Consider the following 20646-nt stretch of genomic DNA (forward strand, 5'->3'; position numbering starts at 1 on the left):
TAAAGAAGGATTCGATAAATGAGTAAAGCGCGCATTGGCATCGTCATAGGATCGACGCGTGAGGGGCGGTTTGCAGAAAAGCCCGCGAATTGGATATATGATCTTGCCAGCCAGCGTGATGATTTTGCTGTGGAACTGGTCGACCTGCGTGACCATCCGCTGCCGTTCTTCGAGGACTTGGCATCGCCTGCCTATGGTCCTTCGCCGAACGAGGTGGTGCGCGCGTGGCAGGAGAAGGTCGCCTCGCTTGATGGTTACATTTTTACTGTAGCGGAGTACAATCGCGGGCCCACGGCAGTGCTCAAGAACGCGCTGGACTACGCCTATCGCGAGTGGAACAACAAGCCCGCCGCCTTTGTAGGATACGGCGGAACGGGCGGCGCGCGAGCGGTCGAGCAGCTACGGCTCCATGCGGTCGAGTTGCAGATGGCGCCGATTCGCAACGCGGTCCACATCCTGCTTCCTGACTTTCTTGCCGTTAACAGCGGAGAGAAGATGCTCTCCCAGATCGAGCATCTGAACAAGAGCGCTGCTGACATGCTGGACCAGTTCGCCTGGTGGGTGCGCGCGCTCAAAGCTGCGCGGGACGATGACGGGAAAAAGTAGAGGCAGCATAAAGCCCGCCCTCTTCCGAAGGGAAGCCGGGCCGGCTTTTGCCGGCTCGGCGGCATGTATTTAATGGCCCCGGTTATTTGCCGACAGGTTCCTGCTCTTCCGTTTCATCGATCTTCCTCGCAATGACTCGGTCGATGCGCCGGCCGTCCAGATCAACAATCTCGAAACGCCAGCCCAGTATATCGACGACCGTTCCCGTTACAGGCAGCTCCTGTGTGTATGAAAGGAGAAAGCCCGCGACGGTGGTGTAGTTGCGTTTTCCTGGAAGTTGCAGGCCGAGGTGGTCGGCCATTTCATCGGCGGGCATCATGCCCGGCAGCAGCCAGCTTCCGTCTTCGCGTTGCACGACATCGGTTTCGCCTTCATCCAGATCGGAGCGGAACACGCCGGCAATGGCCTCCAGAATGTCGGCTGGCGTTATAATCCCTTCGAAGGCGCCGTACTCGTCATGTACCAGCGCCACGGGCACATCCGCCTCCCTCAGCACTTCCAGCACGTGAAGCGCATCGGCAAGATCGTGCACGATGGGTGCTTCCTCAACCAGCGTTCGCGGATCATAAGCAGTGTCCGAAAGCTGTGATGCGAGCAGATCGCGCGTCTTGATCACGCCAATGATGCTGTCAACAGAGCCTTCGCCGACGGGCAGCCGTTGATGCGGCGATTTCTGCGCCTGTTGAATGAGCGTCTCGGCGTCTGCGGTCACATCTAGCCAGTCTACTTCGCCCCGCGGGGTCATGATGGCCCGCGCCTTGCGGTCGGCAAGCCGCATTACGCGCGCGATCATATGGTGCTCGGCAGTCTCAATCGTGCCTGTATGCTCAGCCTCGGCGATCAGTGCCCGGATTTCTTCATCCGTGACGCGTCGCTGGCTCTCCGAGCTTTGCCCGAGAAGGGTGAGCACCGCCCGTCCGGAAATGTCGAGAAACCAAACAATGGGCAGGGCAAGGCTGGACAGGGCCGACATGAAGGGAGCCACGCGCGCCGCGATGGCTTCGGAATGGCGAAGGGCCAATTGCTTGGGGACAAGCTCGCCTATGATCAGCGAAACGTAGGTGATCAGCGTGACGACGATTCCAACGCCGACCGAATGCGCCACAGAGGGGGGCAGCCCTGCCTCAGTAAGCCAGCCGGCTAGCCGCACCCCGATCGTGGCGCCGGAAAACGCGCCGGAAAGAACACCCACTAGGGTTATCCCGATCTGGACGGTGGAAAGGAACCTGCCGGGATCGGCGGAAAGCTCCAGCGCCCGGGCTGCACCGGCCGTCTCCTTGTCCTTGAGAGCCTTCAGCCGGGCGGGGCGGGCGGATACGACCGCCAGTTCCGACATGGCCATGAAACCGTTGAAGATAACCAGAAGCAGCAAAATCCCGATCTCTACGATCAGCATCAGACGATATACCCCCGAAAGGTGACGAGCCGCTTAGTTAAGTGGGCCCACGTCATCCTATGCCACAGCAGCATTGGTTTTACACTAGCGGCACGCGCGGTGTCCGTTGCGGCGGTTCTTTATGTCGAAATGGAAGTGGTCCTTGTGGTCGGCGTCGTAGCCGGGACCCAGGACGGTAGTGAAATAGCCGCAGCCTTGGGCACGGACCTTGTTGAGGAGGCTTTTCTGGCGGAAAGCAAAGAATCCAGGCTTCCGCACGTCGATTTCGCGCCCATTCTTCAGTCTTATGCTCATGATGTCGAGCGCATTGCCCTTGGAGTGCTCGGAAGCGACACTTGTGCCTCGGATGCGGCGGCAGGAATAGCTTGAACCTTGCCGAATGGTATCGATGCCGGAAAGATAGCGTGTCCGGGCGGCTGGGGCAAGTTCGGCTCTGGTCCATTGTGCCACGGCTACCGCCATGTTGCAGGTGAGAGTTGCCGGGGGTTGCATGGTGATCCTGCCCGCCAGGCCGCTTACCTCAACCGGATAATCGATGCGGCACTCGCCACCATCATTGATCAAAGCAAGGTCGCGATAGACCACGCCGAGCCGCTTCAGCTCCCGCCTACAAGCCACCTCCTCCGCAGGCATTTGGGCACCGGGACCAGGTTGAGGTACCATGATACGCGGATAGGCGGTGGTCATCGGAGACGAAGGAAGGACATTTCGCAGCCCTGTTCCCGCGACTGAGGCAGTCTTGACACCCACATCCACCTCCGGTCGCAGCACGGAATCCACGGAGCAGGCCGAAATAATCAGCAAGAGGCTAAATCCGATAGCGGCCAATGCAACCTTGCCTGTGCCAAATGGCAGCACCCCGCCGAACTTGAACATGCTTACCCACCCCGTCCGCTTCCGTGAGGGGTTAAGTCTTGCGCAGAAACGTAAAGGAATGCTCAGCGCCGCCATTGATCCCAACGGCGAAACTGTGGCGACAGGGCAAAAATAAGCGGATCAAGATTTCACGTGAAAAAGCCATAGGGATTGCTATATTTCAGCGGAGTCGAATAAGCGGTTCCGTTGGCTCCGGCTGCCGGACCGTTTTCTTTTGTGTGCCGGAAGGTCCTTTACCGGGCACATGAAGCAGGAAGGTGGTGTTGTATGAACAAGGTCCCTATGACCCTGGCCGGGTATGATGCGCTCAAGGAGGAATTGCGCTGGCGCCAGCAGGAGGAGCGTCCGCGCATCATCGAGGCGATAGCCGAGGCGCGCTCCCACGGGGATCTTTCGGAAAATGCCGAATATCATGCTGCCAAGGAGTCGCAGAGCCTGAACGAGGGGCGCATCAGCGAGCTTGAGGATCTGATCGCGCGCGCCGAGGTGATCGACGTCTCCAAGCTATCGGGCGACACCGTCAAATTCGGTGCCACGGTTGTCCTTCTGGACGAGGATACCGAGGAAGAGAAGACCTATCAGATTGTCGGTGATCAGGAAGCGGATGTGAAATCCGGCCGCGTTTCCATTTCCTCGCCTATAGCCCGGGCATTGATCGGCAAGGGGGTTGGCGATTCGGTCGAGGTCAATGCCCCGGGCGGCTCCCGCGGCTACGAGGTGGTGCGGGTCGAGTACGTGTAGCCCGCGGGTTCTCCCATGATGACCCATGGCGGGGCGGGCGTGGCGGCCGAATGCGCGGATATGCGGCGCGTTGCGGTTGTTGCCCCGAATTTCAAGCGGCGCCTTTCCGGCGTCACAAGCACCATCGTTCAGCTCGTGCCATTACAGGCAAGGGAAGGTGTGCCCATTGTCACACTCGGTCCCGGACTGCCCGCCGGCCTTCCGAAAATGCGGTGGTGGCAGGTTCCCTTGCTCATGCGCAAGCCGGCAGCTCGAACGTTCCGCATTTGGCACGCACGTCGCAACGTCGAGATGGTGGCCGGGCTGGTCCTGCGCGATATCCTGCGCGCTCCCGTGAAGGTCGTTTTTACCTCCGCTGCCCAGCGCCGTCATAAGCCCTTCACACGCTGGCTCATACGGCGAGTGGATTCGGTGGTCGCCACCAGCGCCCGATCCGGTTCGTTCCTTGAGGTTCCGCACCGGGTGGTCATGCACGGCATCGACACGAACCGATTTCATCCAGCCAGCGGTGCTGAGTCGGAATGGCGCGCTTCAGGGCTGCCAGGGCGCTACGGAATAGGGTGTTTCGGACGGGTACGTCACCAGAAAGGCACCGACCTCTTTATCGATGCCATGGTCGAACTCCTGCCCCGCTATCCGGAGTGGACCGCCGTGGTCCTGGGCCGCGTGACTGCCGAGAATCGCACCTTTGCCGAGGAGCTCCGCAAGAAGGTGCATAATGCTGGGCTTGAGGGCCGCGTGTTCTTCCTTGGTGAGGTTGCCGATGTGCGGCCCTGGTTCCAGCGCATCAGTCTCTGTGTGGCGCCATCGCGTAATGAGGGCTTTGGCCTCACGCCGCTGGAGGCCATGGCAAGCGGAAAAGCGGTAGTGGCGAGCGACGCCGGCGCCTACCCGGAAATGATTGTTCCGGGACAAACTGGAAAGATCGTGCCTTCCGGCGATGCATCTCTTCTTGCCCGCGCCATAGAGCCTTATATGCTGGAACCCTGGCGAGCGTCGCAGGAAGGTGCCTCCGCACGCGCGCATGTGGTTGCCCATTTCGCCCTGCCGGGCGAGGCGGCGGCATTGCAGGAAGTTTATGAGTCACTCTGGGGGTGGCAGCCGTGAGAGCGGAAGCATTCATCATACATCTCGCCCGTGCCAGCGGTCGCGCTCCGCAGGTTGAGCGTTTGAAGGCCGGGCTGCCGCTACCGGCTACCGTCGTCGATGCGGTCGATGCCCAGTCCTTGGGCGAGCATGAGCGCGCCATGGTCTATCGGCCACAGCTTCACCGCCCTCATTATCCCTTTCCGCTGCGCGATACGGAGATCGCCTGTTTTTTGTCGCATCGCAAGGCCTGGCGGATGATCATCGAGCGCGATCTTGATGCCGGCCTTGTGGTGGAGGATGACGTGCAACTTGAGCCCGTTTTCGGTGCCGTCTTTTCGCTGGCCCTTTCCAATATGCTGCGCGCGGATGTCGTGCGCTTTCCGAAACAGTCCGGGCGGGAAAGAGGGCCGGCGGTCATCGGGGAGGGTGGCATCCGGCTGATTGCTCCGGCCTTTCCCGGTCTTGGCATGCAGGCACAGCTCGTCAGCCGCGCCGCTGCCGAACGGCTGCTCGCCGTAACCGAACATTTCGACAGGCCCGTCGATACGACTATCCAGATGCACTGGCTCCATGGTCTTCGGATGCTGAGCGCTGTGCCTTCCGGCATCCGCGAGGTGGATGACGAGCTTGGCGGAAGCACCATCCAGAAAAAGGGAACAGATCTGGCCGAGCGGCTCGGCCGGGAGTTCCGGCGAGCGCGTTACCGGCTTTCCGCACGGGCGCTTGGAGCACGCAAGCCGCGGCCCGGAACGTCATGAACCCACAGACGGTGGCGATTGTCGGCAATGGCCCCGTAGATCCGGAAGCTGCTTCCGCCATCGACTCCAGCGGCTGCGTGATCCGCTTTAATCGTCCGCCCCACGGGCCGGAAGCAGGTTCGCGCACCGACATACTTTTTTTCATGAACTCGGGAAAGAGCGCACAGACCCACCTTTCTGATCCGTCCTATCTGGCACATCCGGCGGTTGCGGGATGCAGGCAGGTGATCCTGCCCTATGATCGCCAGGTTATCGCCCGCTATCATCCGAAGCCCAATTTTCTGTCTCGTCTTAAAGGGCGTCATGAGGATTGGACGGCTAAGGCAATCGAGGTATTTTGCGGGCAAGGCAAGGAAGTGGCCATTTTGCCTACCTCGTTCTACGAGCTGTGCTGCGACGAGCTGCGGATCGCGCCCGAAGAAAGGCGGCAAGCCTTTCCAAGCACTGGTTTCCTGGCGATCGTGTACGCCATGAAGGAATTTCCGCGAACGGAATGGCCAATCAGCCTCTACGGCTTCGGTTGGTGTGGCTGGAAGCGGCATGATTGGAGAGCGGAAAGAAAATGGGTGGAGGAGAAAGCCAGATCAGGGCAGCTCACGGTCGTCTAGAATCCGAGGAATCGGGTCAACGATTACCGCAGCCCCGCGCCTGGTCTTGAAGCGGATCCCAACCGAAGCTTCCTTGACGCCATACGGAAGCTCCATGACCGCGGCGAAATGTTCGTCCGGCTGTGGTGGCGGGCGCTTTGCGGACGCCTCGACAGGCAGGAAGTGCTTCTCCAAGAATTGGCAGGAAAATCCGTTTCGGTCGTAGGAAGCGCGCGCTCGCTTGTTTTGCAATCATATGGACCAGAGATCGAAAAGAACGACATCGTGATCCGATTTAACCGGGCTCCGATTCCTGCATATTCTTCCCATGGGAAGCGTACAGACTGGCTTGCCGTCGCGATCCCGGTCGAAACCTCATTGTGGAGGAGCTGGGATGTACCAGAGTACTTTGGATGTCGCAGCGAAGGCGCAAGATGGCTCTTCAATGGTGAGAAGTTTAAGTCTCTATGTCCACCCAAGGAGGGATATAGCAAGTTTGGCCGCTCGTGCCGGGGTCAAGCGTCCGTCCTCTGGCTTGGCGGTTGTCGACCTTCTGGTTCAACCTGAGTGTACGACGATAGATCTGTTTGGTTTTGATTTTTATGAGAGCAGTTCCCTTTCCGGTAACCAAACAATCAAGACAACCCCTCACGACTTTAAAAAAGAAAGAACGTTTGTAACCGAGATCGTAGCTAGAGATTCGAGACTTAGATTATGCGGCTGAAAGCAGCGTTGATGAACGATACGGGAAGCCGCTGGCACTTCGGCTGCGACCGCGTGATGCGGATTATCGGTGCCAACTTGGAAACGCGTGGCATTGATGTTTGCGCGCAGTAGGGTTGGCAGCCGATGGTGGGATGACGCTCGATTTCTGAAGTCCGCCGGCAGCGCCGATGTCATAGTAATCAACGGGGAAGGCACCTGCCACCATGGCAGGGCTCCGGGTGAGCATTTGCTTCGCGTTGTCGATCATCCGGTCGCAAAGGAGAAGCCGGTCGTCCTGATAAACGCTTTATATCAGGAAAACCCGGCGGAGTGGTCGCGCTATCTGGAAAAGTTTGCGTTGATATCGGCCCGCGATTCTTGGAGCGCTGCGGAATTATCAGAAGCTAGCGGTCGGCACGTCTCGTATATTCCAGACCTGTCGATGTCAGAAGGTTTTTTCCCTCAGGCAGACTCTTCGAAACGCGACCTGTTGACGATCGGCGAGTCAGTTTTACCCAGAACCGGGCACGATCTGATTACGCTCTCCCATCGGCATCCGGAAGCTATTTTTCTTCCCGTGATAAACACGCTTAAAGAGCCTAAGCCAAAGTATCCCTTCATATTGAGAGGGGCTAGAACGGTTTATACAAAGCTTCATAGGGAAATGTTTCGTCTTCGCAGAAAAAATAGTTATTTTTGCCAGGATGAACATGAGTTTTCTGAATATATATCGCGGTCTTATCTTCATGTTAGCGGGAGATTTCACGCCATCTGTTTTTGTGTGGCCGCGAAAACTCCATTTTGTGCAATAAGTTCCAATGCTTGGAAGATTGAAGCGTTGATCAAAGATTTAGGTATTGCAAAGTGGCGTGTCATCAAAACCAGTGAGATCGAAGACATCCTGAGGATGCCCGATCAGGCTGTTTTCACAGCCGAGGAGAGGGAGAACATTAAAGCAGCTCTGGAAAGGGCGCGTACCGGAACTGCACAAATGTTCGATGCAATTGCAAGGGTCGCCCGCGCTGGAGCGCGGGCAGAAGTCTCGATAAGAAACTAACTTTGGCGATGATTTAAGCATCTGAGCCACAGCATGGTGGTCCCGATCTTGAGGAAGTTGTGGAGTTGCCGCGATCGTTTCGTAACGCGCGTTTATGCGACGCCGCTGTTTGAGTTGACGAAGAAACGCTCCATACCTTGCGCCGGAAGGTGGCAGCCGGATCGTTAGGGCGGCGCATCAACTACCGCATGGCGCATGTTCCGAAAATGCCCCGCGAACGGTGAGGGCGCTTGTCTTCAGCCCCTTTGCGTCCCGGTGCTGGCAGTACGTGTCCGCGAGCGGATGGCATGTTGCACAGTTGACAGACGCCTAGGTCAGGATCGCTGGCCGCCTCAAGCAGGCGGTCGAATGCCTAACCGCCACCTACCGCTTGGATCGTTTGGTAAGTGCTGAGACGGTTGTCGGCATTATAATATCCTTTGATATCTTAACATCTTTGATCTAGTCATATAGTTAAAATTCTCCTTTAAAATCAATATATTATTTGGAATTAGCATAGGGCTTTTCGAGAATTTTCACAGCGTCCTGTTGCAATATCCTTCGATGGTCGTAACATCTAGGCGTGACAGGAAGGGAGAGTTATGCCCATCAGGAATATTGAACTTGCCCGAAACCGATCTGATGCAATCCTCTTTCGCGCCCCGCGTGCGCAGGATGGTGCGGCCGTCTGGCGCCTGGTCAGATCCTGCAAGCCTCTCGACGAAAATTCGCTCTACTGCAATCTGCTTCAGTGCGATCATTTCTGCGACACCTCCATCATCGCCGAGCGTTCTGCTGATAGTGCCGTCGTTGGCTGGATTTCCGGCTATCTCATACCACGCGAGCCTGACACGCTCTTCGTCTGGCAGGTCGCGGTCGATCCAATTGTCCGAGGTCGGGGCCTTGCCGGGAAGATGCTTTCATCGCTCATCGGGCGTGAGGCATGCAGCGGAGTACGCCGTCTCAAGACCACCATTACGCCAGATAATGAAGCAAGCTGGGCGTTTTTTGCTTCATTCGCCCGCCGTTACGGCGAGGCGGAACTGAAAAGCGAACCGTACTTCCATAGGGACAGCCATTTTGGCGGCGAGCATGCCACCGAACACATGGTGACCATCGCGCTTGCGCAAGGGGCGCTGTGCGCGGCCTGACGGTCGGTCGCCTGCCTGTCTAAATCACAATCATCCGAAAGGAAGACCATGACGACCGTATCTACGGACGATCAAGCCATATTCGAGCGGCGTGAGTCGGCTGCCCGGAGCTACTGCCGCAGCTTTCCTGCCATATTCGAAAAGGCGCAGGGTGCTCATCTGTATGCAAGCGACGGCACGAAATATATCGATTTTCTCACTGGCTGCTCGTCGCTGAATTATGGTCACAACGATCCGGATATGAAGGCTGCCCTCTTTGACTATGTCGCCGGCGACGGAGTAGCCCACGGATTGGATATGCACACCAGCGCTAAGGCGCGGTTTCTGGGAGCTTTCGAACGGATCGTCCTGCGGCCCCGGAATATGGATCACAGGGTCATGTTCATGGGGCCGACCGGCGCAAATGCTGTTGAAGCCGCCCTCAAGCTTGCACGCAAGATTACTCGCCGAACCAACGTGATCGCGTTTACCAACGGTTTCCATGGCGTCACTCTCGGCGCCCTGGCGGCAACTGGGAATGGATATCATCGAGGTGGCGCGGGATTGCCTCTGTCGGGCGTTACGCGAATGCCGTTTGAGAACGCGCTCGGGAAGTCGGTCGATACCGCCGATCTTCTGAACCGGATGCTGGCGGAGCCCTCCAGCGGGATCGAACCACCGGCAGCCATTATCCTGGAGACTGTGCAAGGGGAGGGCGGCCTCAACGCCGCATCCCAGCAATGGATGCGCCGTATTGCAAGAATCGCACGCGAACACGGCGCGCTACTGATCGTCGATGACATTCAGGCAGGGTGCGGCCGCACCGGCACATTCTTCTCTTTCGAGGAGATGGGTATAGAGCCTGATATCATTACCATGGCGAAATCGCTCTCTGGCTTCGGCTTGCCGTTGGCTGCACTGCTGGTGAAGCCACAATATGACGTCTTTGGCCCCGCCGAGCACAATGGCACCTTCCGTGGCAACAACCATGCATTCGTCACTGCGACGGTAGCACTTGAGAAGTTCTGGGCAGATCCAGGATTTCAGGAAAGCTTGCGAGGACGCGCGGCTTATCTGAAATCCCGTCTTGAGGAAATCGCGGAGCATCTTCCGGCTGCGCGCCTCAAGGGCCGGGGCATGATGCTGGGCGTCGATGTCGGCTCCGGGAAGCTTGCCGGCGAAATCTGTGCGCGCGCTTTCCGCGAGGGCCTCGTCATAGAGACGTCGGGGGCCCATGACGAGGTGGTGAAAGTGTTGGCACCGCTCACCATTGATGAAGAAACCTTTGCTCGCGGCCTCGACATTCTCGAGAGCGCTTTCGCCGAAGTAGTCCAATCAATTCAAATCGCAGCGGAGTGAAATCATGATCGTGCGCGACCTGAACGAAGCCAGGAACACCGAGCGGCACGTTTTTTCGAAAGGCTGGGACAGCGTCCGGTTGCTTCTGAAGTCAGACGGCATGGGTTTCTCGTTCCATATCACTACCATCCATCCAGGTGCAGAACTGCCAATGCATTACAAGAACCACGTGGAATGCGTTTACTGCATCGATGGAACCGGCTCGATCGAAGAGTGCACCACAGGAAAGGTGCACCAGATCCGGCCCGGCATCGTCTACGCGCTCGACAAAAACGACAAGCACATCCTGCGCTGCGATGCGGACAAGCCCATGATCATGGCCTGCGTGTTCAATCCTCCTGTGACCGGAAAGGAAGTTCATCAGGAGGATGGCTCCTACGCACTTGAGGCCGAGGAGGCGTGATCTTTCACGCCCCGGAAACCGAAAGAAAAAGGAGAAGAAAGATGTCAGCAATTACCGATACTACCGAGCAACGGCACGACCCGTACCCGAGCCGTCTGCCCGAGGAGCGCTGGCTGCCACGCCAGGACAAGACCGTGTGGAGCCAGTGGCGGCCCGACGCTCCGCTGACAGCCCAGCAGGCCGACCAGTTCGACCGTGACGGCTTCATCGTGCTGAAGGACCTCTTTACAGAAGAGGAAGTAAAGGCACTGATGGCTGAGTCTACCGCATTGCGCAGTGGAGAAAGGACGCTGCAAGAAGGCAGCGTCATTACGGAGCCCGGTTCGGACGAGGTGCGCACCGTTTTCCGGCTGCCGGAGCAAAGCCCGCTATTCAATCGGCTGTCGCGGGACCGCCGCATCGCAGGCATTGCCCGCTTCCTGCTGGGCGATGATGTCTATATCCACCAGTCGCGGCTCAATTATAAGCCGGGGTTTACGGGCAAGGAATTTTATTGGCACTCAGATTTCGAAACCTGGCATGCGGAGGACGGCATGCCGCGCATGCGTGCCATATCCGCCTCGTTGCTTCTTACAGACAATGATGCGCTAAACGGTCCATTGATGCTCATGCCCGGTTCGCACAAGCACTTCATCGCTTGCGCCGGCGAGACGCCCGAGGACAACCACAGATCCTCGCTGAAAAAACAGGAAGTGGGTGTTCCCTCTCATGAGGCGCTGACAAAGCTGGCCAGTGAGCATGGTATCGAGGTCGCGACGGGAAAAGCGGGCACGCTGGTGCTGTTCGACTGCAACACCATGCATGGTTCCAATGGCAACATCACGCCATTTGCCCGTTCCAATGCCTTCTTCGTCTTCAACGCCATGTCGAACCAGCTTCAGGAGCCATTTGCTGCCAGAAAGCCGAGACCTGATTTCCTGGCCGTTCGTGGTGAACCCGTTGCCATCGAAATAGCATCCGGGAAACTGACCTGAATTCGATAGTACTTCTTCAAAGAAGGAATGCGCGTCGCGGCTAGCCGCGGCGTGCCCATGCAGGCTCGTCACATGTCGATCCTTCTCCGCGTTGTTAATGTAAGCCTGCTGGGTGAGCCAAAATCCGCTTTTGGAGTTGCGTAATGATGTCGAAGTTCGCCAGTTGCCGGCCCAGATAGTTGCCAAAGCCTTCATGCGCGATGTTCATATGGTGCAGGAGTGCCTTCATCGCCGTCCGCTCGGATGATAAAAGCCGTGCAGCCATCTCGTCCTCAAGGCCCCGCTGAATCGCCCGTTCCTTAAGGCGCTGCATGAGGGGAGCCGCAATTTCTCCGGTCAGCGCATAGTCCTCGGCAATAAGGTCCGGGTCGACATTAGCGACGGAAAGGATCATGGCGGCGACAATCCCGGTGCGGTCCTTGCCGGCGGTGCAGTTGAACAGCACCATGCCTTCTTCTGCCTCAGCAATTGCCTGCGCAACGCTCACAAGCGCAGGACCACAATTCTCGATTGCCTCGATGTAGCGCTCCGAAAGGTCGATCGGTCCTCTTGCGCGGAACATGAGCTCCGCAGGTGCGAGGCCGTGGAAAAGCGAGATGTGGTGGTAGCGGACGTTCCCGTGTCCGGCAAACACGTTTGGTTGCGCCGCAACTTCGCTCTCGTTGCGCAGATCAATGACGGTGCGCAAGCCCAGAGATAACAATCTCTCAACATCTTTTCCGGTGAGTTCATGCAAGGCATCCGCCCTCATCAGCGAACGCCAACGGGTCTTCGTCCCGCAGACGGTCGGATAGCCGCCAAGGTCGCGAACGTTATAGGCTGCCTCCAGGCGAATATGTCGTTCTTGCGTGTATGGCATCAGCGAACACCGGATTTGATGAAGGAATCGACGACCTGCCGTTGCAGGACGAGGTAAATGAGCAGGATCGGCAACGATGCGAGCGTGGCAGCGGCCATCAGCAAGCCCCAGTCGTTGCCTTCCTGGGTCATGAAGAACTGAAGACCTATCTGAACCACAGAATTCTCTACACGGCGGATTAGAAGCAGCGGCCAGAAATAATCATTCCAGGCCGAGATGAAGCACAGGATGGACACGGAAGCGAGGGGCGCGCGAATATTGGGCGCCACCACGCCCATCAGCGTGCGCAAGCTGCCTGCGCCGTCCATACGCGCCGCCTCGATGACCGCCCGTGGGAAGCCACGCATCGCGTTGTAGATGACCAGCATTGTAAAAGCTGCCGCAGCGTTGGGAATGACGAGACCGGCGATACTGTCAAGCAGCCCCATTTTGGTTGCGAGCACGTAGTTTGGGATCATCACCACCTGGAAAGGAACCAGCCAGGACAGTGCGATGAGCGTGTGGGCGATGCGCCCGCCAGGGAAGGTCCAGCGGACGAGTGCCCAGGCAGCCAATAGTCCGGTCACCACCTGCGCTAACGTAGTCGTCGCGGCCATCAGGAAGGTATTTTGCAGGATACCGAGGATCGGCATCGTCGCCAGCACCGCGCGGTAATTGTCCAGCGTCGGCGCATTTGGCCAAAGGGCGCTGGAGAAGATCTCGTTGCTGGCGCGAAACGAGGTCTGGAACATCCAGTAGACCGGGAACAGCGCAATGAAAGATAAAAGCAACATCACTGCATGCGCTGCGACATGGGGCGGCCGTGATTTAGTCGTCATAGACGGCAAGCCTCTTCATTGAAGCCAGACACCCGAGGGAAACGACGCCCAGGACGGTGAACACCAATATCCCGGCGGCTGTGCTCCAGCCTGCTGACATGGTCATGAATCCGTATTCCCACATCAGATAATAGACGTTGGTGGTGGAGCCGAGAGGTCCGCCGCCGGTCAGCGCGTTGATGTAAACGAAGCTCCACTGGGCGCCGAAGAGGAAGGTCATCATCGTCAGAAGCAAAATGGTTGGCGACAGGAGCGGCAGACGGATGTCCCGCAGGACCTGCCAGCGGCTGGCTCCGTCCATGCGTGCAGCTTCGAAATAGGTCGGGTTGATGGCACTATCGGCAGCAGCGAACAGAAGGGTCGAGAACCCGATCAGTTTCCATCCGGTGATCCAGACCAATGTCCACAACGCTATCTGCGGATCACGCAGAAAGCCGATTGCATTAAAACCAACGTGCTGAAGCAAGGCGTTGACGAGCCCGTGGTCTTCATTGAGCAACCAGCGCCAGACAATGGCAGCAACGATAGGCGCAACAATCATAGGCACGAAAATGATCGCCCGATAGATATTACGCATCGGTCCGCGCAGATCGGACGTCAGAATTGCAATAACAAGCGGGACACCTACCGAAAGGGGCAGCAGCCCGGTCGTGTAGAGGATGGTGTTTACTACAGCCCGCTTCATGTCGGGAAGAGTCAGAAGGTTTACGTAATTATCGAGGCCGACATAGCGTGGCTGCGAGCGCGGCAGCATGTTCCATTCGTAGAAGGAAAGTTCGAACGCCTGCAGGAGCGGGACATAGGTCCACATCAGGAGTACCGTAACTGCAGGCGCCAGATAGAGCCAAGGCTCAAACGCCCTCAGCTTCAGGCGCGGCAGCCGCCGCGGCGGTGCATAGGTATGGGCAACTGCCATGTCTGTTATCTCACCTGGAAGAGTTTGCGCCGAAGCACATGACTTCGGCGCTGATGAGTGATTATCTTGGCATCAGCGGCTGGGCCCGTTCCTGCGCGGCGCGCAGGATTTCATACGCATCGCCGGTACCGAAGACGGCTTCCGTGACGGCATCCTTCATCATGTTTTCCACCTGACGGTAGTTCGGGCCGCCGAATGCGATGTTGGGCGTCAGTCGTTCAAGCTGCTCAAGGTTGGCGCGATATTTGGGGTTCGCTTCGATCCAGTTCTTGAGGTAGCGCGGATCGTCCAACGTTCCAAGGCGCAGCGGAAGATAACCAATCTTGGTGGTGATGATGGTATAAGCCTCGTCCGAGGTAAGGAATTTCATCAGCTCCCAAGCCGCCCGCTGCTTTACCGGGTCCTGGGAGAACATGAAGATTGCCGAGCCGGAATTTGTCGGTGCAGTCGGCTTGTCGCCAAACGCCGGCATCGCAGCAAGCCCAAGTTCGAAATTGCCAGCGGCGGCGCTCTCCAGACGGTTAAGCACGGCAGAGGTGTAAAGGAACATGCCGAGATTGCCCGACTGGAACGTATCGACATGCGCGCCGACATCGATCCGCGCATGGGCACCCGAATCGATCAGATCGCGCAGCATTGCAACCGCGTCAGCCTGATTCTTCTCGGCGAAGGTCAGCGTATTGCCGTCGCGCACCTTGCCGCCATTCGACATCACGATCGACTGGTAAACGAAGGTGCCGTCGGCGGGACCGTATGCTCCCGGAAAGAAGCCGTGCTTGCCGGTCTTCTCTGCGATTGCAATGCCTGCCGCCTTCACGTCTTCCCAGGTGCGGGGCGGCTGATCAGGATCAAGGCCGGCCTGCTCGAACAATGTGCGGTTGATGTACATGATCGGCGTCGAGAAGACATAGGCAAGGCCATAGGTTTTACCTTCCACCTCGCCAAGAGAAAGGCCGGAAGGGACGAAACCGCCGGCATGGTCGGCAAGTTCTTGTCCAACTACGTCTTCGAGCGGCTGTGCACCAAGCTGCTCGGCGGCATAGATCAGGTCACGGAAGACAAGCTGGGCAACGTCAACGTCCTGCCCGGCAACCATGTCGGCCTGGACGCGGCTGAGCACTTCATTGGAAGGGGCGCCAATTGGCTCGACCTTGATCAGCGGGTTGGCTTTTTCGAACGCCTCGATCAACTCAAGGGTCGCTTCACGGCCAATGCCGGCTGATGCCAGGTTGTAGTTATAGAAAGAAATCGTTACCGGCTGGGTGATGACATCCGCCATCTGGGCATCGGCAAAGCCGATCCCGGCCGAAAGCGTCAGGCAGGTTGAGGCTGAAAAGGCAAGGAAATTTCTGCGGTTCATCGATATCGGTCCTGGTTGTTCTGTGAGAGTTATTCGGCAGCGACCGGAGCGGCGGCGGCACGTTGGAGGAGCATTTCGAGAGGGTAGACGTTGAGTTCTTCGCGGTTGGCTGGCTGGGGCACAAATGCCACCGTCAATCCGCTTTTGCGGATGGTGCCGATCGCAAAGGAAGAGCCGCGCACCATGCGCAGGACGTCGTTGCGCAGAATATCGGTGGCGGCATGCTGACCGGTTCCGACGACAACGGGAATGCCATACCAGTTAGACACGCGGTCATGGTGGATATGGCCGCTAAGGATGCCGACGATATTGCGGCCTTTGAGAAGCTGTGCAAGGCGCATCGAATGACCGTGGTCGATGTGCCGCCAATGGGCCAGATCCGGGCCGTCTCCGAGCGCTGGCGGATGGTGCGATACGATGAGTTTTGGCAACTCGGTCTTGGTATCAAGAACATTGGCAAGCCAATCGAATTGCTCGTCCTCGATGGTGCCGCCGATGTAGTTTGGCGTGCTTGAGTCCAGCGTGATGACATGAATGCCATCAATGACGCGATCATGGTAGAATGGCGCATCCGGCGCTTCGGAGTGGATGTCCATGCCGGCGTAGAACCCTTCCCGGGTGTCGTGATTGCCGATCGCATAAATGACCGGCAGGTCAGTGCCATTCATGATCTCACACAGCAGCCTATAGCTGGCGGCATCGCCGCGGTTCGTCAGGTCGCCGCTGGCGACGATGAAGCTTGGCTTGGGCGTGATGGACGCCACCTGCGCAAGGATCTCACGAAGCGTTTGCGCCGTATCGCTGAAGAGATGATCATCTTGGGCGGGATCACCGATATGAAGATCGGTCAGATGTACGAAAGTGACGTCTCGCGACATTGTTCGGCTCCGAGGCTTCGGTTGGGGGGAGTGTTTTCAAGGCGCGGCTCAACACGGCGTCCATTCTCGCTGATGAAGGCGTGGACGGCATCGGTGGGAACGGTAATGCCGAGGGGGCGGGGAGGGATGGCTGTTTCCTGAGGCAGGGCAACAGCAACCCTCGTTCCTGCGACGCTACCGTAAAGATGCAGTTCGCTGCCAAGATCCTCGACCATTTCGTAATGGAAGGGCAGCACATTTGTCCCGTCGAAATCCTGCGAAAGCTGTGCCGCAGCCGGGCGGAACGCAACCTCGATGCGGGTATTCTCCGGAAGGTCAAAGATCTGACCCGGCCATGTCACGATATCTCCGGCAACACAGGCGCGTCCCGACGCGTTAACAACCGCAGGCAGGAAGTTCATGGGGGGCGAGCCGAGGAAACTTGCCACGAACTGGCTCTGGGGGCGCCGGTAGACTTCGGACGGCGAACCTACCTGCTCGATTTTCCCGTCCCTCATCACCACGAGCTTGTCGGCCAAGGTCATGGCCTCCACCTGGTCGTGGGTGACGAAGACGCTCGTGGTCTTCAATTCGCGGTGAAGGCTTTTGATCTCTAGTCGCATCTGGATGCGCAGCTTCGCATCAAGGTTCGAAAGCGGCTCATCGAAAAGGAAGATGCTAGGCTGACGGACCATCGCCCGCCCCATCGCCACACGCTGGCGCTGGCCCCCGGACAGTTCGTTCGGCTTGCGATCGAGATAGAGTTCGAGACCGAGCGTTTTGGCAATGCGCTCCACACGTTCGTCACGTTCTTTGCGGGGGTTGCCGGCAACTTTGAGCGCATAGCCAATATTCTGCGCGACGGTCATATGCGGATAGAGAGCATAGTTCTGGAAGACCATGGCGCATCCGCGTCTGGCCGGGTCAACGTCATTGACGACGGCACCGCCGATCAGGATCTCTCCGGAACTGATGTCCTCTAATCCGGCGATCATGCGCAGCAGCGTGGACTTGCCGCAGCCGGAAGGGCCGAGAATGACGACGAATTCGCCTGGCTCCACCGAAAGGTCGATGCCGCGAACGGCAAGCGTCTTGCCATACAATTTCCGGACAGAGCGAATGTCTATCGATGCCATGACTGCGTCCCGTTGTCGGTTCAGCGATGGCGGGGAAATAGCGTGGATGGATAACGGTTAGATGACAGTTCTCGGTATTGTCCTGAAACTGTGAAGATTGGTGTATAGTCAGGCTGACATTGCGGCTGAACGCCTGCCAAAAAGCGGCGGTTCGCTGTTAAGTATGAACGTTCTCTACTTTCTTAGATTGCCGCCAGGCCTTCATCCTTCACCTGCCGGATGGTCAAGGCGGTGCGCACGGTATCCACATTGGGGGTTGATGTCAGTTCTTCTATGACAAAGGTTTGGAAGGTGGTGAGATCTGTTGCGACACAGTGAAGGAGGAAATCGGATTCCCCGGAGACCATCCAAGCGCGACGCACAATGGGCCAGTTTCGCGCACGTTCGGCGAATGCCCTAAGCTCCGCTTCCGATTGATGCTGTAGCCCGACGAGGCAGAAGGCTACCACGTCAAGACCCAGCATGGGCTTGTTGAGCAAGGCGCGGTAGCCTTTGATGACGCCGCTCTCCTCCAGCCTTTTCACCCGCCGAAGACACGGCGGCGCGGAAATGCCGACACGGCTGGAAAGCTCGACATTCGTGATTCGGCCATTGTTCTGAAGTTCCCGCAGGATCTTCCAGTCGATGGCGTCGAGATCAGCCCTCAACGGCATTGCGCTCCCCTTTGCCCGCTCCGGCACACGATTGTGTCGCACATGCGCCACAAAACCTAAGCTATGCATCCTGCATAGCCAAGTGCGTTACGGAAGGCGAAGCGCAAAAGACAGCCACAGCTTGCCCTCGTGGCCGCACATTGACCCACAGGAGGCGCTAACTGTTGGAAAGTACGCCTTCGCCTTGCGCTCAGACCTATGGAATACTTACATCAAGCGCATCCGTAGCCCTCTGTGTTCGTAAAAAAAGGATCTCGAAAATGACCAGCCGCCACGCGCCAGTTCTTATCATTGGATCGGGACCGGCCGGATACACGGCGGCCATCTACGCGGCGCGAGCGATGCTGAAACCCCTGCTGATAGCGGGCCTTGAACAGGGCGGGCAGTTGATGATCACGACGGAGGTGGAAAATTACCCCGGTTTCGCCGAGCCGATTCAGGGGCCATGGCTCATGGAGCAGATGCGTTTGCAGGCGGAAAATGTGGGTGCTGAAATCGTCGGCGACCTGATCGTTGAGGCTGATATCGAGTCGCGACCATTCCGTCTGATCGGCGATTCAGGTGTGGTCTATACCTGCGATGCGCTGATCATAGCCACCGGCGCGAAGGCCAAATGGCTTGGCCTGCCTTCGGAACGGTCTTTCATGGGATTTGGTGTCTCCGCCTGCGCTACTTGCGATGGCTTCTTCTACCGCGGCAAGGATGTGGTAGTGATCGGCGGCGGCAATACGGCAGTTGAGGAAGCGCTTTATCTTTCCAACCTTGCCCGCAAGGTGATGGTCATCCATCGGCGCGATGAGTTCCGCGCGGAGCGAATTCTCCAGGAGCGCATTCTGAAAAAGGATAATGTGGAAGTTCTGTGGGACTCGGTTGTGGACGAGATCCTCGGCGAACCTGCAAAGCCGCCCATGCCGCCTTCGGTCACTGGTATACGCGTGCAGAACGTCATAACGGGTAAGAAGAGCGAAATTCCGGTAGACGGCGTGTTCGTGGCTATCGGGCATGCCCCGGCAGTTGAACTTTTCCAGGGCAAGCTGAAGCAGAAGCCGAACGGGTATCTGTGGACCGCGCCGGATTCCACGCGCACGGATGTTCCGGGGGTATTTGCCGCAGGTGACGTCACGGATGATGTCTATCGCCAGGCGGTGACTGCAGCGGCGCTAGGCTGCATGGCTGCGCTCGAAGCGGAAAAATTTTTGGAGGAGACGGCGCTGCATCGCGAGGCAGCCGAATAAAGGCGAAGGTTTCGCCAGAACAAGAGGGGATAAGGGCGTTGGACTGGGATAAGCTACGTGTATTCCATGCCGCTGCAGCGGCAGGGTCTTTCACCCATGCGGCCGAGACCCTGCATCTTTCACAATCGGCGATATCCCGGCAGGTAAGCGCGCTGGAGCAGGAACTGGGCGTGCCACTTTTCCACCGCCACGCCCGTGGGCTGGTGCTTACCGAACAAGGCGAAATGCTTTATCGCACCACTCATGAAGTGGTGATGAAGCTTGAAAGCGTTAAGGTGCGGCTTTCCGAGACGAAGGACCGTCCGTCAGGCATTCTTCGCGTCTCCACGACCGTCGGCCTCGGCACCGGGTGGCTTACTGAACGGGTGCCGGAGTTCGGAGATTTATACCCGGACATTCAGCTTGAACTCATTCTCGATAATGAGGAACTGGATCTGACGATGAGAGAGGCTGACTGTGCGATTCGGATGCGCCAGCCTCAGCAGCCCGACCTCATACAACGCAAGCTGTTCACCGTGCATTTCCATCTATACGCCTCGCCTCAATATGTGAGCCGGCATGGCAAGCCAACCACGATTGCCGACCTTGATCGACACCGGATTGTGACCTTCGGTGAAACCGTGCCTGCGCATCTGAGCGACATGAACTGGCTTGAGATGGCCGGGCGTCCTGAAGGCTCCAGGCGGCCTGCCGCCTTGCAGATTAACAATATTCTGGCGATCAAGCTTGCCGTGCAGCGGGGCGCGGGAATCGCCATGCTTCCAGATTATTTTGTGGGCGACGATAGCGACCTTGTGCAACTCTTGCCCGAGACCGCTGTGCCCTCGTTCGACACGTATTTCTGCTACCCGGACACGATGAAGAACCAGGCAAAGTTGCAGGTGTTCCGCGATTTCCTGATTTCAAAGTCGCGGAACTGGTCGTACTGAACCTGCCATGTGCTCGTTCAATAAAGGGATAAAGCTGAAATGTTATCAGCCATGCTAAATTGCATGGCTGAAATGCATTGGTGTGAGCTTGCCATTTAGGCGGCGAATGCCCATATGCAGGTTACTCCCGGGGGCGTTCTCCTCCCATTAGTCCCCGGTGAGTGTTCCCCTCTGGAGGTTTCGCCTTAATTGGCACTCCAATGATTAGCCGGATCTTCGTGAT

21 protein-coding genes are annotated in these 20646 nt (G+C 57.8%); 12 read left to right on the plus strand and 9 right to left on the minus strand.

What is annotated here, in order from left to right; all coding sequences use genetic code 11:
- The first annotated feature begins 18 nt into the window (after positions 1–18).
- Positions 19–606 carry an NAD(P)H-dependent oxidoreductase gene (locus HUS57_RS06185; protein ID WP_173931993.1) on the plus strand — a complete coding sequence of 196 codons (588 nt, stop codon included), beginning with the start codon at positions 19–21 and terminating at the stop codon, positions 604–606.
- 82 nt (positions 607–688) lie between these two features.
- Here the strand turns inward: HUS57_RS06185 and HUS57_RS06190 are convergent, their stop codons facing one another.
- Both HUS57_RS06190 and HUS57_RS06195 read right to left on the minus strand, forming a co-directional pair.
- Entirely contained in the window at positions 689–2002 is a 1314-nt protein-coding gene (locus tag HUS57_RS06190) for a hemolysin family protein (RefSeq protein WP_173931994.1), read from the minus strand.
- A gap of 84 nt (positions 2003–2086) precedes the next feature.
- Positions 2087–2878: an extensin family protein gene (locus HUS57_RS06195; RefSeq protein WP_173931995.1), complete on the minus strand. Its 792-nt coding sequence runs from the start codon at positions 2876–2878 to the stop codon at positions 2087–2089.
- A 267-nt stretch (positions 2879–3145) separates the two neighbouring features.
- Between HUS57_RS06195 and greA the strand changes: the two genes are divergently transcribed.
- The 9 genes from greA to thpD all read left to right on the plus strand — a co-directional run bounded on the left by greA (position 3146) and on the right by thpD (position 11660).
- Entirely contained in the window at positions 3146–3619 is a 474-nt protein-coding gene (greA, locus tag HUS57_RS06200; protein ID WP_173931996.1) for a transcription elongation factor GreA, read from the plus strand.
- Between the two features lie 60 nt (positions 3620–3679).
- Positions 3680–4726, plus strand: coding sequence for a glycosyltransferase family 4 protein (locus HUS57_RS06205; protein ID WP_173932322.1), 1047 nt, complete (start codon positions 3680–3682; stop codon positions 4724–4726).
- A complete protein-coding gene (locus HUS57_RS06210; RefSeq protein WP_173931997.1) occupies positions 4723–5466 on the plus strand; it encodes a glycosyltransferase family 25 protein in 744 nt (247 codons plus the stop codon). Before HUS57_RS06205 ends, HUS57_RS06210 begins: the two co-directional genes overlap by 4 nt.
- Positions 5463–6074: a glycosyltransferase family 29 protein gene (locus HUS57_RS06215; protein WP_173931998.1), complete on the plus strand. Its 612-nt coding sequence runs from the start codon at positions 5463–5465 to the stop codon at positions 6072–6074. Before HUS57_RS06210 ends, HUS57_RS06215 begins: the two co-directional genes overlap by 4 nt.
- Positions 6075–6873: 799 nt before the next feature.
- Positions 6874–7815 carry a polysaccharide pyruvyl transferase family protein gene (locus tag HUS57_RS06225; RefSeq protein ID WP_246727785.1) on the plus strand — a complete coding sequence of 314 codons (942 nt, stop codon included), beginning with the start codon at positions 6874–6876 and terminating at the stop codon, positions 7813–7815.
- 581 nt (positions 7816–8396) lie between these two features.
- Positions 8397–8945 (plus strand): diaminobutyrate acetyltransferase, encoded by a 549-nt coding sequence (gene ectA, locus HUS57_RS06230; RefSeq protein WP_173932001.1) that lies wholly within the window; start codon positions 8397–8399, stop codon positions 8943–8945.
- Positions 8946–8993: 48 nt separating this feature from the next.
- The gene (gene ectB, locus HUS57_RS06235) at positions 8994–10283 is read left to right on the plus strand and encodes a diaminobutyrate--2-oxoglutarate transaminase (RefSeq protein WP_173932002.1); all 1290 of its coding nucleotides are present in this window, start codon (positions 8994–8996) and stop codon (positions 10281–10283) included.
- Positions 10284–10287: 4 nt separating this feature from the next.
- Positions 10288–10686, plus strand: coding sequence for an ectoine synthase (locus HUS57_RS06240; RefSeq protein WP_173932003.1), 399 nt, complete (start codon positions 10288–10290; stop codon positions 10684–10686).
- A 41-nt stretch (positions 10687–10727) separates the two neighbouring features.
- Entirely contained in the window at positions 10728–11660 is a 933-nt protein-coding gene (gene thpD / locus HUS57_RS06245) for an ectoine hydroxylase (RefSeq protein ID WP_173932004.1), read from the plus strand.
- 94 nt (positions 11661–11754) lie between these two features.
- Here thpD and HUS57_RS06250 read toward each other — a convergent pair whose 3' ends face one another.
- The 7 genes from HUS57_RS06250 to HUS57_RS06280 form a co-directional block, all read right to left on the minus strand.
- Positions 11755–12519 (minus strand): tyrosine-protein phosphatase, encoded by a 765-nt coding sequence (locus HUS57_RS06250; RefSeq protein ID WP_173932005.1) that lies wholly within the window; start codon positions 12517–12519, stop codon positions 11755–11757.
- A complete protein-coding gene (locus HUS57_RS06255; RefSeq protein ID WP_173932006.1) occupies positions 12519–13337 on the minus strand; it encodes a carbohydrate ABC transporter permease in 819 nt (272 codons plus the stop codon). The genes HUS57_RS06250 and HUS57_RS06255 overlap by 1 nt, the downstream gene beginning before the upstream one ends.
- Positions 13327–14253: a sugar ABC transporter permease gene (locus tag HUS57_RS06260; protein ID WP_173932007.1), complete on the minus strand. Its 927-nt coding sequence runs from the start codon at positions 14251–14253 to the stop codon at positions 13327–13329. Before HUS57_RS06260 ends, HUS57_RS06255 begins: the two co-directional genes overlap by 11 nt.
- Before the next feature lie 61 nt (positions 14254–14314).
- On the minus strand, positions 14315–15613 hold the full coding sequence (locus tag HUS57_RS06265; RefSeq protein ID WP_173932008.1) for an ABC transporter substrate-binding protein: 1299 nt from the start codon (positions 15611–15613) through the stop codon (positions 14315–14317).
- Between the two features lie 29 nt (positions 15614–15642).
- Positions 15643–16491 carry a metallophosphoesterase gene (locus HUS57_RS06270; protein ID WP_173932009.1) on the minus strand — a complete coding sequence of 283 codons (849 nt, stop codon included), beginning with the start codon at positions 16489–16491 and terminating at the stop codon, positions 15643–15645.
- Positions 16461–17606, minus strand: a complete 1146-nt coding sequence (gene ugpC, locus HUS57_RS06275) for a sn-glycerol-3-phosphate ABC transporter ATP-binding protein UgpC (protein ID WP_173932010.1) — start codon at positions 17604–17606, stop codon at positions 16461–16463. Before ugpC ends, HUS57_RS06270 begins: the two co-directional genes overlap by 31 nt.
- Positions 17607–17788: 182 nt before the next feature.
- Positions 17789–18259, minus strand: coding sequence for an Lrp/AsnC family transcriptional regulator (locus HUS57_RS06280; protein ID WP_173932011.1), 471 nt, complete (start codon positions 18257–18259; stop codon positions 17789–17791).
- Positions 18260–18519: 260 nt separating this feature from the next.
- Between HUS57_RS06280 and trxB the strand changes: the two genes are divergently transcribed.
- Together trxB and HUS57_RS06290 are read left to right on the plus strand one after the other, a co-directional pair.
- Positions 18520–19494, plus strand: coding sequence for a thioredoxin-disulfide reductase (gene trxB, locus HUS57_RS06285; RefSeq protein WP_173932012.1), 975 nt, complete (start codon positions 18520–18522; stop codon positions 19492–19494).
- 38 nt (positions 19495–19532) lie between these two features.
- Positions 19533–20423 carry a LysR family transcriptional regulator gene (locus HUS57_RS06290; protein ID WP_173932013.1) on the plus strand — a complete coding sequence of 297 codons (891 nt, stop codon included), beginning with the start codon at positions 19533–19535 and terminating at the stop codon, positions 20421–20423.
- Positions 20424–20646 lie beyond the last annotated feature (223 nt).

The sequence above is a fragment of the Chelativorans sp. Marseille-P2723 genome (genome assembly GCF_902809845.1).
In the GTDB taxonomy this organism is placed as follows: Bacteria; Pseudomonadota; Alphaproteobacteria; order Rhizobiales; family Rhizobiaceae; genus Chelativorans.